This is a genomic window from Pontibacter brevis, assembly GCF_054779655.1.
On sequence record NZ_BAAGXV010000090.1, the window covers coordinates 218785 to 230761 of the forward strand.

Genomic DNA, 11977 nt, shown 5'->3' on the forward strand with positions numbered 1-11977 from the left:
TTTTATTGGGCAAAGAAATAGCAGTAAGTTAAAATTAACAGGTAGAACAAGTGGAAAACAGGTAAAACCTGCCTGTGGAGAAATTATTATAATACCTGCCCTCCTTAGCGCATAAGCCTTGATCTTCCTGTTATAACCACCTTGTAGTGGGCAGCTAATCCACAAAAAAGCAACACCGCAACAGGGCAAAAGAAAAGGCCTGATTCTAACCAGGCCTTTTCTTTTGCATAAACTTTATATATGTCTGGTTCTTACTTGAAGAAGAAATCCATAAGCTCCTGCTGAATAACAGGGTTAATAGCGATGGCCAGGATAACTGAAATTATAAGTCCTATGGTAACTGAAAGGATATCTTTACCAATCAGGCCAAAGGTTCTGCCTAGCTTAGAGTTCTCCTGGTTGCGGAGACGCATCCCTAACTCACGACCGGCTAACAAGCCTACAAACACCCAGGTTGTACTCATCGGGATGTTGTTAATCTCCTTAAAGTAGTAAAGAATGACAGCGTACACTAAGTCAATAATGGTAGCGCTGCGCACATCACGCACATCCGATTTTTCGTTGATGATATTCTGGATTCGCTCACCACGCCTGAAGAACATAAAGCCAAGGCCTGCGAAAATAAAACCGGCAAAGGCCACAAACTCCCAAATGCCTAACTGGCGGGGCAGGTAAACTGCTACGTTGGCCAAATCCTGCGCAAGCCATGTATGCCACAGGAAACCACTGATGACCCACTGTGCAACAGTCCAGGAGGCGTGTGCCTCGCCCTTTACCATCTTCTTGATGATACTGGTTAACGCTATGTAGATAATAAAAGCAGCGACAAAGGCTGCTACATAACCCATCAAGCTTTTGCTTACCATACTGATGATAGCGCCGGAGCTCACTGTAAATACGCTCAGAAGCATGAAAGTGGTAGAAACCGGTATCCGGAAGCGAGTCAGCAATAGCAGGATGATAGGGGCAGCCAACTGCAGGTATACAAAGTTGTCGATGGTCTGGTCAAAGCCTTTGGAAGACAGGCGTTGGTAAGTCACATCACCATCAAATACATACCAGCTGTAGAAAACGGTGCCTAAAAAGATAGTCCCCATGAACAGCCACTGCCAGTACCATTTTTTATCTTCGTTTGAAACGATAAATGTTCCGATGGTCTGGATACTATCGTTGGCGATGGCAGAGTAGCCGGCGAAGGCAAAGCCCACCCACATGGCAATAGAGGCGTAAGGGTAAACTAAACCGGCCAGGATAAACGAAAAAGCAATGAAGTAAAGGAAATTCTTCTCCTTCCGGATGTAGATGTCGATCTGGCTATAGCGCCTTCTGAACTTATAAGGCTTAATAGGAGCGACATGCTTTTTCCCTTTTTTTGTTTTAACCATTTTTAAATAGCTAGGTGAGAATAATAAAAACGGTGCAAAGTTACTTCAAAATGAAGAGAGGGTACGAAGGCCTATGTTAAGAAATTGTTAACACAAGCTAATAAACAGGTGCTAAAGCTACTGAGGCCCAAAATAATAGCATGTACAGAAGCAGAATCGGCACATATAAAGCATGATCATGAAAAAGTGTAAACCATCTGTGGCATAATCAAAAGCGAAAAGGCTATCTTTGCGCCATGGCAACACAAGAGAAAAACCCTGTAGAAAACGCACAGTTAAAAGATATTATCTCACACGCGAAGGAGTATGGATTCATATTCCCGTCAAGCGAGATTTACGATGGCCTGCAAGCCGTGTATGACTACGGCCAGATGGGCGTGGAGCTGAAGAATAACATCAAGAACCTGTGGTGGAAATGCATGACGCAGCTGAACCAGAACGTAGTGGGTCTGGATGCCGCCATTTTCATGCACCCGCTTACCTGGAAAGCCTCCGGCCACGTCGACAGCTTCAACGATCCGATGATCGACAACAAAGACTCGAAGAAGCGCTACCGTGCTGATGTGCTGATAGAAGAGAAAGCAGCAGAATACGAAAACGCCGGCGACCCGGAGAGAGGCAAAGCGCTGACAGCTGAAATGGGAAGGCTGCTGGAGGCAGAAGACCTGGACGGGGTGCGTGAGCTGATTATACGTGAAGATATTAAGTGCCCGGTATCCGGTACAGCCAACTGGACAGAGGTACGCCAGTTCAACCTGATGTTCTCGACACAGGTAGGTTCTGTAGCGGAAGAATCCAGCACCATTTACCTGCGTCCTGAAACAGCGCAGGGTATATTTGTTAACTTCCTGAACGTGCAGAAAACCGGCCGTATGAAGGTGCCTTTCGGTATCGCACAGATCGGTAAAGCCTTCCGTAACGAGATTGTGGCGCGCCAGTTCATCTTCCGTATGCGTGAGTTCGAGCAGATGGAGATGCAGTTCTTTGTACGTCCTGGCACAGAGATGGAATGGTACGAGCAATGGAAAGAGACACGTAAAAAGTGGCACGAGGCCATCGGCATACCTGCTGAGAACCTGCGCTACCACGACCACGACAAACTGGCGCACTATGCCAACGCAGCAGTAGACATTGAGTTCAAGTTCCCGTTTGGCTTCAAAGAGATAGAGGGTATCCACTCCCGCACCGACTTTGACCTGACGCAGCACCAGGAATTGAGCCGTAAGAAAATGCAGTACTTCGACAACGACCTGAATGAGGAAGGCAAGCCATATGGCAATTATGTGCCTTACGTTATCGAAACATCTGCCGGCGCAGACCGCCTGTTCCTGATGACGCTGTGCAATGCTTACCAGGAAGAGGAAATTACCGAGGGCGACAGCACCAAATCGCGTACCTTCCTGAAACTGCACCCGGCACTGGCCCCTGTAAAGGCTGCTATCCTACCGCTCACTAAGAAAGACGGTTTGCCGGAAAAAGCATCCGAGGTATTTGATGCGCTGAAGTATGATTTCAACATGATATACGAAGAGCGCGACAGCATCGGTAAGCGCTACACCCGCCAGGATTTAATTGGTACACCATTCTGTATCGCCATCGACCACCAGACGCTGGAAGACGACACCGTGACCGTTCGTGACCGTGATAGCCGAGAGCAGGTGCGTATGCCAATCAGTGAGTTGAGAAACTACATCGATAAAGCTGTTAACTTTAAGAGTATTTTAGAGAAGCTAGCTTAAGTATATATACTCTGTTATAGATTGTATACAATTGCAGGGAGAGGCAGTGTGGTAAAACCACACTGCCTCTCCCTTTTTCAGCCTGTGGAAAAGCATCGGCAAAGCAGACTGAAAAATATCCTTTTATAGAACATAACACCTTTTATAGCTTGTGCTTTTAGCTGAAAAATAGAGATGTATTAACATCTAAATGACAGCAATAGCATGCTAGTGTACCCGCCATTGCTGGTGTTTTCACCAGCAATTTCTTCCACATAAGATACATCGCTATAGCCTTAGCCTTGTTCCACATTATGTATTGTATTCAGCTATGATCGTTGCAGGAGTAGCATAAGTGTCTTTCAGTGTAATAATTATGTTAAATAATAATTCGCATTGTATGACTCGGTTTTAATTTCCGTAGGAGAAAAAGTGATCGTTCTCCTTCTATCAAAGAAAAGCACCTACAAAGCATCTATTATAAGACTGGACTTCCTCATCTGTAAGTAATCTTGCTATAAATCCCTTTGCTATCCTTCTGGAAGACCATAAATAGAAGATTAAGCTAAGCATTTACTACAGCAGTATACCTGTTGAAAACTGACCAGTTGAAAGACACAGCAAGAGTGGATTTGTCGATGTCTCAAGCTTCATCGGCAGGAGTAAAGATGTGGAAATGTAACGGACAAAGTATACAACAAAAAGTGTGGATAAATGTGAAGTAATCTGATACACAGTGTTGTGTAATGTGTACAACTGAAAGTTATACACAATTTAATAGAAGAAAGGGATACAATTTCCCTAAAGCATACGACCTGTTTACCCAATAGCACCAGCCAGCCAGAACTTCTAAACGTATTGATTAAAGAACCAACAATGAAAACTATGAGCAACTCAAAATCAGATAAAGACAACAAAAGTTTGAAAGAGAACAACCCCTGCTGGGATGGCTATGAGCCGGTGGGGATGAAAGAGAAAGACGGAAAGGAGGTGCCGAATTGTGTACCAAAAAACGATTCATCCAAGTCATCCTCTTCAAAAAAGAAGAGTTAGTATATGTTCAAATCGCTATAAAGCATAGCCTCAGCCCAACTGGGGCTATTTTTTTCTATCAAAGCATCAGTTTGATTTAAACCACTGACCAAGACATCGTGTTACATAATACATGTACTAACGACCTGCATCGGCTCTTGCAACTCCAAAACAGCCCAATCCTCACGTTACATCATTGTGAGCCACAGAAATAAGCAAAAATGCCTACCTTTGCCGAATTGTAGCGGACCATGTGGAATAGGATTGCCATTTTTATCATCAAAAACAGGCTGAGACTCATCCTTCTCTTAGCCGGACTTACTGCGTTTATGGCTTATCACGCTAAAGACGTGGAAATGTCATATGATTTTGCCAATGTAGTATCGCCGGAAGATCCTGACATGGTGTACTTCCAGCGCTTTAAGGAAACCTTCGGCGAAGATGGCAATATACTGGTGGTGGGCGTGCAGGATAACAACATCTATAAGCTGCCCCATTTCCAGGAACTACATACCTTGACAGAAGAGCTGAAGCAGGTAGAGGGGGTAAAAGCCGTTATCTCCCTGCCAAACCTGGTGCAGGTGGTAAAAGATACCGCCAGCCGCAGCTTTACCACAAAAAGCATCTTCAGCCCGCTGCCAGCCTCACAGCCGCAACTGGACAGCCTGCTGCAGGTAGTCAGGGAGCAGCAATTTTACGAAGGCCAGATCATCAACGACAAAACGGGAGCTACGCTGCTGGCTGTTACCGTAGACCCCGCTTACCTCAACTCTGCCCGCCGCGTAGAAGTAATGGACAACATTACAGCGCGCACACAGGCATTCACTAAAAAAACAGGTATCAAGCTGCATTATGCCGGGCTACCATTTGTGCGGGCTGTTATGACCACCAAAGTAGCTGCCGAGATGAAGTTGTTCCTTATGCTGGCTTTGCTGGTAACGGGTGTCACGCTGTTCATCTTCTTCCGGTCCTTGTATGCCGTTATCTTCCCGCTGCTCGTCATCAGTGTCGTGGTAGTTTGGGTGATGGGTACTATCTCGCTCCTGGGCTACAAGATATCCTTGCTGACAGGGTTGATACCGGCTATCCTGGTGGTGATAGGGATTCCCAATTCTACTTATCTGCTTACGCGCTACCACTACGATTACCGCCAGCATGGCAACAAGATACTGGCGCTTTCCCGCGTCATTAGCAAAATTGGGGTGGTGAACCTGGTGACGAACACTACCACCGCCATTGGCTTTATCGTGTTTATGTTTACGCACGTGGCCATCCTGTATGAGTTCGGGGTAGTGGCGGGCATCAACATCTTCGTCACGTTCATCATCAGCATCGTGCTGATTCCGGCGGTGTTCTCGTACCTGCCGCCGCCAAGCCCGCGGCAACTGCGCCACCTCGATGCAAAGCCGCTGAACAAACTGCTCGAGTTCTTCGACTACATTGTGCACCGCAAGCGCCACCTCGTTTACTTTTTCACGACTGTTTTCCTGCTACTCTCGTGCTGGGGCATCTATAAGGTGAAGACGGTATCATATATGGTGGACGATCTGCCGGCGGAAAGCAGCGTGAATGCTGACCTTGCCTTTTTTGAGCGCCATTTCAATGGTGTGATGCCGCTGGAGGTAATTGTAGACACCGGTGTGAAGCAGGGGGTGATGCGCCTGCCAAACCTGAACAAGCTGAACGAGCTGGAGAACTTCCTGCGGACCCAGCCTATCCTGTCAGCGCCTATTTCAGTGGTGGGATTGGTGAAAACAGCTACGCAAGCTTTCTACGGAGGTGACCCCAACTCTTACCGCCTGCCGGATAACACAGAGCGCAATTTTGTTTTCAGCTATCTATCCAAGCAAAAGAGCGGCGATAACCAGCGCCTGTTGCGTTCTTTCGTGGACAGCACCGGACAGCAGGCGCGTATCTCGTTGAAAGTAGCGGATGCAGGCTCTCGCGAACTGGACACCCTGCTCATCAACAAGATTAAGCCGGAACTACGAAATATCTATGGAGGAGAGGGCGTCACGGTAACGGAGGAGGGCAATACCCTCACCTTTACCCGCGATGACTCCGGCAGCCAGACCACCGTCAGCCTGACCGGTACGACCCTGCTTTTCATCAAAGGAAACGAGTACCTGATCAACAACCTGCGCTCGAGCCTGATTTTAGCATTTGTGTTGGTAACTATAACCATTGCTTTGTTGTTTAAGTCGGTGCGGGTGGTGGTTATCTCGCTGATTCCGAATATGATTCCGCTGCTGATTGCGGGTGGCCTGATGGGGTTTTTCAACATTCCGCTGAAGCCCAGCACAGCCCTCATTTTCAGCATCGCCCTGGGCATCGCTATCGACGACTCCATTCACTTTCTGGCTAAGTACAGGAGTGAGTTGTTCGCCAATGGCTACAACGTGAGCCGCGCCATCACTACCAGTCTGACAGAGGCAGGCACCAGTATGATCTATACCTCCATCATACTGTTCTTTGGCTTTGTTATATTTGCCTTCTCAGAATTTGGAGGCACCAAGGCATTGGGGCTGCTGATGTCGGTGAGTTTATTGATTGCATTATTTACAAACCTAATTATATTGCCAACTTTGCTGATGAGCTTCGACAGCGGCAGGTACGAGCGCGACCCGGATGCCTGGATAGAGCACTACGATGAGTTTTACCTGGAGCACGAGGACGAAGAGCTTGACCTGAACCAGCTTAAGTTGAGAATTGAAGAAGTAATTCCTGAAGAAGAACCAGAAAATGGTAAAGTACAACGAGTATAAACAACTGAACTACGCCAAAGTAGGCGAGGACGTACTGGCGTTCTGGAAGCAGAACAACATCTTTGAGAAGTCAGTGGCGACCCGCGAAGGCAACGAGAACTTCGTGTTTTATGAAGGACCTCCTTCTGCCAATGGTAAGCCAGGCATTCACCACGTGATGGCCCGTGCCGTAAAAGATATCTTTTGCCGCTACAAGACCCTGAAGGGGTTCCAGGTAAACCGCAAAGGAGGCTGGGACACGCACGGCCTGCCAATTGAGTTGCAGGTAGAGAAAGAGCTGGGCATCACCAAAGAAGATATCGGTAAAACGATTTCGGTAGAGGAATACAACCAGCGCTGCCGTGAAACAGTGATGCGTTTTAAAAACCAGTGGGACGACCTGACTGAGAAGATGGGCTATTGGGTAGACCTGAACAACCCGTACATCACCTTCGAGAACGAGTACATCGAGTCTTGCTGGGCCCTGCTGAAGCGCCTCTACGACAAAGGCTATCTTTATAAAGGTTATACCATCCAACCCTATTCTCCGGGAGCGGGTACTGGTCTGAGTTCACATGAGCTGAACCAGCCGGGTTGCTACCAAATGGTGAAGGACACGACGATTGTGGCGCAGTTCGAGGTGAAGCAAATCACCCGTAACATGTTCCTGTTTGAGAACGAGGACGAGAAAGTATACTTCCTTGCCTGGACGACGACACCTTGGACACTTCCTGCCAACACAGCACTAGCCGTAGGTAAAGGCATCAAGTATGTAAAGGTGAAGTCCTTCAACCCGTATACCTTCGAGCCAATCTCTGTGGTGTTGGGGAAAGACCTTATCGGCCGCTACTTCAACCCGAAAGCCGCTGACCTGGCGCTGGAGGATTACAAGCCGGGCGACAAGCTGATACCTTTCAAAGTAATAGAAGAGTACAAAGGCAGCGATTTGGCAGGTGTGGAATACCACCAGCTGATGCCGTACGTGCAGCCTGACAAACCTGCCTTCCGGGTAGTGGTCGGTGACTTCGTAACGACAGAGGACGGTACTGGTATCGTGCATATCTCGCCAACCTTTGGTGCGGATGACTTTAAAGTGGCGATGCAGAATGATATCCCGGCGCTGCTGGTAACCGATGAAAACGGGAAGCCAACGCCGCTGGTAGATAAGCAGGGCCGCTTCGTGAAAGAAGTAACCGACTTTGCCGGCATGTACGTGAAGAACTATACCGGTGAAGACGAAACCGGCGCAGACTACAAGCCGACGGATGTTAAGATTGCTATCAAACTTAAAGAAGAGAACAAGGCCTTTAAGGTAGAGAAGTACGAGCACACCTACCCGCACTGCTGGCGTACAGACAAGCCCGTATTGTACTATCCGCTGGATAGCTGGTTCATCAAAACCACAGCCGTTAAAGACAGGCTGATTGAGCTGAACAAGACCATCAACTGGAAACCTGAGTCTACCGGTACAGGTCGCTTCGGCAACTGGCTGGAGAACCTTGTGGACTGGAACCTGTCACGCTCACGTTACTGGGGAACGCCACTGCCTATCTGGAGAACAGAAGATGGTGAGGAAGAAATCTGCATCGGTTCTATCGCGCAGCTAAGCGAGGAGATAGACAGAGCGGTGGAAAAAGGTTTTATGGATGCCTCTGTAGAGATGAACGACCTGCACCGCCCTTACGTGGATAACATCGTTTTGGTGAGTAAGTCTGGTAAGCCAATGTACAGAGAGACAGACCTTATCGACGTATGGTTTGACTCTGGCGCGATGCCTTATGCACAGTGGCACTACCCAATCGAGAACAAGGAAACGTTTGAGCAGAGCTTCCCGGCAGACTATATCGCGGAAGGTGTGGACCAGACACGCGGCTGGTTCTTTACGCTGCACGCGCTGGCCGTGATGCTGGAGGATAGCGTGGCCTATAAAAACGTAATCGCGAACGGATTGGTGCTGGACAAGAACGGCAACAAGATGAGCAAGCGCCTTGGCAATGCCATCGACCCGTTTGAGATGATTGGCACTTATGGCCCGGATGCTGTGCGCTGGTACATGATTGCGAATGCGCCACCTTGGGATAACCTGAAGTTCAATCCGGAAGGTGTGGTGGAAACACAGCGTCGTTTCTTCGGTACCTTGCAAAACACCTACTCCTTCTTCGCACTGTATGCTAACCTCGACAACTTTACTTATGCCGAGGGCGATGTGCCGCTGGAGAGAAGAACCGAAAGCGACCGCTGGATTATCTCCAAGTTGAACACGCTGGTGCAGGAAGTAGACGGCTACCTGGCCGATTACGACCCAACCAAAGCGGCCCGTGCCATCCAAGATTTTGTGATAGATGACCTGAGTAACTGGTACGTGCGCCTGAACCGCAAGCGTTTCTGGAAAGGCGAGTACAACGAAGACAAGATGGCGGCTTACCAGACGTTATATACCTGTCTGGAAACTGTCGCCAAGCTAATCTCCCCAATCGCGCCATTTTACGCCGAGCAGTTGTTCCGCGACCTGAACAGCGTGAGCGGCAAGAACAAGGTAGAGTCGGTGCACTTGGCTGATTTCCCTGTGGTAGCTGAAGGAGCGATTGACAAGGACCTGGAGGAGCGTATGCAACTGGCCCAGACTGTTTCATCTCTGGTGCACTCGCTGCGCAAGAAGGAAATGATAAAAGTGCGCCAGCCGCTGCAGCGCATCCTGATTCCGGTGCTGAACGAGCGTACGAAACAGCAGATCCAAGCCGTTGAAGATCTGATCATGAGCGAGGTGAACGTGAAAGCCATCGAGTATATCGATGATACATCGGGTATCCTGGTGAAGAAGATAAAGCCTAACTTCAAGAAGCTGGGTCAGGTATTCGGGCCGAAGATGAAATTGGTAGCCGCTGCCGTACAGCAAATGGACCAGGCTGATATCGCTACTTTAGAGCGTGAAGGTGGCTTTGAGGTTAGGCTGAACGATGACGAAACCGCTGTGCTGACGCCGGACGATGTGGAAATCACTTCAGAGGATATTCCGGGCTGGCTGGTGGTCAACGAAGGCAAGCTAACCGTAGCCCTGGATATTACCCTGACAGAGGAACTGAAGCAGGAAGGAATAGCCCGTGATTTGGTAAACCGTATCCAGAACCTGCGCAAGGACAGTAACCTGGAGGTGCAGGATAAAATTCAGATCACGATGCAGCGTGCAGAGCCGGAGGTAAACGCCGCCGTAGCCAACTACAGCGACTATATCTGTGCTGAAACGCAGGCCCTGAAGCTGGATATTGTAGACAGGATAGAAGATGGTACACTTTTGGATATTGACGACTATAAAGTGAACATCAACATACAAACAGTAGAAAATACTGTTTTCTAAATTAAAGAAGAGCACCGGAGGGAAACTTTCTTTCCGGTGCTTTTAATTTAAGGAGTACATTTGCAGCGGTTCTTCAACCAAGATTCAAAGCCTGTCTGCTTAACACATGCATATGAAATACCTGAAATATTATCTTGCCGCACTCGCCGTTATCCTGGTCGATCAGGCTGTAAAGCTGATTGTACATTACAACATGGAGATGGGTTTGCCCGGCGAGATTCACCTGATAGGCGATTGGCTGAAGCTGCACTATACTCTCAACCCTGGAATGGCCTTTGGAGTAGAGTTGGGCTCTGAATACGGCAAACTTATCTTAACGCTCTTCCGCCTGGTAGCCATGTTCGGTATTGGTTACTATCTCTACTACCTGGTAAAGCACCGGGCACCAAAAGGCCTCATCTGGTGCATTGCGCTTATCCTGGGCGGTGCCATCGGTAACCTCATCGACAGTACGTTCTATGGTGTCTGGTTTGATAATGCTCCCTATGGTTCTAAAACACCATGGTTTCACGGGCAGGTAATCGACATGTTTTACATTGATATATGGGAAGGTATTGTCCCGCATTGGGTACCCATATTAGGTGGCAACCCTATGTCGCTGTGGCCCATCTTCAATGTGGCTGATTCCGCCATATTTATCGGCGTACTGCTGATTCTGTTTAACCAGAAGCGTTTCTTCGGAGAGAGCCACGAACCGGAGCACGAAAGCTTACTGGAGCGGGAGAAAGGACTGTAGTCTCATCTTCCTGTCAAATAAATAAAAACGGCTGCTCTACATTAAGAGCAGCCGTTTTTATTTTATGGTAAAAAGACCTCGCAGCGTGCGCAGCTCCTGCGAGCGACTGGCCTTGGCTACAAAGCAAAGACCATAGGCACAGGCAAGGTTTGCAAACACTATGAGTCATTACAACTACAGTATATTTCTCTTCTGTAACTCTTCTCTCAAAGCCTCAGGAGAGGTAAAATGAATAGAGTCGATCCCCAGTCTCTCCGCTGCTTTTATGTTCCGAAGGTTATCGTCGATAAAGACAGCCTCTGAAGGATGCACATCAAAGCGGTTCAGCAGCGTATGGTAAAAGCTGTCAAAGGGCTTCCGGTCTTTCTCCGTGCCTGAAACCACAATACCATCAAACCATCCTAAAAAGTCATAGCGCTCCTGGGCAATCGGGAAGGTTTCTGCAGACCAGTTGGTGAGGGCGTAAAGGTTATATTTTCCGCTTTCCTTCAGCTCCCGGAAAATTTCTACGGTTCCTTCTATAGCACCGCCCAGCATTTCGTCCCAGCGGCCATAAAAAGCGCGGATATTCTCCTCATGCTCCGGATGCCTTTCTACCAGCAATTGTGTGGCCTCCTCTAAAGAACGTCCAGCGTCCTGTTCCTCATTCCAATCCGGAGTGCAGATATTCTCCAGGAAGTGAAGCATCTCTGCTTCCTCATTAAAAATCTTCCGGTACAGGTAATGTGGGTTCCAGTCAATCAGCACAGCGCCGAGGTCGAAGATGATAGTTTTTGTCATAGTTTCTTTTGATAGGAAATATAAACCAAAGGTAGTACCTGCTGTTTAGGTTCGCAACCAGGAAGAGGTCGGGGTGTATGCTCCCTTAAGTAAAAGGACACAAGTATCAAGGCATAAAACAAGAGACTTTTTTGCTAATAAAGTACAGGTGATCAATTTGTTAAGCAAGAAGAAAGCCTGCTATATAGGTTCATGCGATTTTGTCCTGCTACTTATATGCTGCTGAT

Annotated in this window: 7 protein-coding genes; 5 read left to right on the forward strand and 2 right to left on the reverse strand. The window is 48.1% G+C overall.

The genetic code is table 11. The features are described 5' to 3' along the window. Window positions 1-251 precede the first annotated feature (251 nt). Window positions 252-1385 (reverse strand): hypothetical protein, encoded by a 1134-nt coding sequence (locus ACYVB1_RS21830; protein ID WP_460925942.1) that lies wholly within the window; start codon window positions 1383-1385, stop codon window positions 252-254. Between the two features lie 236 nt (window positions 1386-1621). Between ACYVB1_RS21830 and ACYVB1_RS21835 the strand changes: the two genes are divergently transcribed. The 5 genes from ACYVB1_RS21835 to ACYVB1_RS21855 all read left to right on the forward strand — a co-directional run bounded on the left by ACYVB1_RS21835 (window position 1622) and on the right by ACYVB1_RS21855 (window position 10970). After that, a complete protein-coding gene (locus ACYVB1_RS21835; protein WP_460925943.1) occupies window positions 1622-3124 on the forward strand; it encodes a glycine--tRNA ligase in 1503 nt (500 codons plus the stop codon). Between the two features lie 864 nt (window positions 3125-3988). Next, a complete protein-coding gene (locus tag ACYVB1_RS21840; RefSeq protein WP_460925944.1) occupies window positions 3989-4156 on the forward strand; it encodes a hypothetical protein in 168 nt (55 codons plus the stop codon). Between the two features lie 335 nt (window positions 4157-4491). Continuing rightward, on the forward strand, window positions 4492-6900 hold the full coding sequence (locus ACYVB1_RS21845; protein ID WP_460926078.1) for an efflux RND transporter permease subunit: 2409 nt from the start codon (window positions 4492-4494) through the stop codon (window positions 6898-6900). Then, window positions 6878-10234 carry an isoleucine--tRNA ligase gene (gene ileS, locus ACYVB1_RS21850; protein WP_460925945.1) on the forward strand — a complete coding sequence of 1119 codons (3357 nt, stop codon included), beginning with the start codon at window positions 6878-6880 and terminating at the stop codon, window positions 10232-10234. Before ACYVB1_RS21845 ends, ileS begins: the two co-directional genes overlap by 23 nt. A 112-nt stretch (window positions 10235-10346) precedes the next feature. Further along, a complete protein-coding gene (locus ACYVB1_RS21855; protein ID WP_460925946.1) occupies window positions 10347-10970 on the forward strand; it encodes a lipoprotein signal peptidase in 624 nt (207 codons plus the stop codon). 174 nt (window positions 10971-11144) lie between these two features. Here ACYVB1_RS21855 and ACYVB1_RS21860 read toward each other — a convergent pair whose 3' ends face one another. Next, window positions 11145-11750 carry an HAD family hydrolase gene (locus ACYVB1_RS21860; protein ID WP_460925947.1) on the reverse strand — a complete coding sequence of 202 codons (606 nt, stop codon included), beginning with the start codon at window positions 11748-11750 and terminating at the stop codon, window positions 11145-11147. Between the last annotated feature and the right edge of the window lie 227 nt (window positions 11751-11977).

Coding starts and splice junctions, on each gene's coding strand:
- ACYVB1_RS21830 (WP_460925942.1), bottom strand. CDS start 1,385: ATGGTTAAAACAAAAAAAGGGAAAAAGCATGTCGCTCCTATTAAGCCT.
- ACYVB1_RS21835 (WP_460925943.1), top strand. CDS start 1,622: ATGGCAACACAAGAGAAAAACCCTGTAGAAAACGCACAGTTAAAAGAT.
- ACYVB1_RS21840 (WP_460925944.1), top strand. CDS start 3,989: ATGAGCAACTCAAAATCAGATAAAGACAACAAAAGTTTGAAAGAGAAC.
- ACYVB1_RS21845 (WP_460926078.1), top strand. CDS start 4,492: ATGTCATATGATTTTGCCAATGTAGTATCGCCGGAAGATCCTGACATG.
- ileS (WP_460925945.1), top strand. CDS start 6,878: ATGGTAAAGTACAACGAGTATAAACAACTGAACTACGCCAAAGTAGGC.
- ACYVB1_RS21855 (WP_460925946.1), top strand. CDS start 10,347: ATGAAATACCTGAAATATTATCTTGCCGCACTCGCCGTTATCCTGGTC.
- ACYVB1_RS21860 (WP_460925947.1), bottom strand. CDS start 11,750: ATGACAAAAACTATCATCTTCGACCTCGGCGCTGTGCTGATTGACTGG.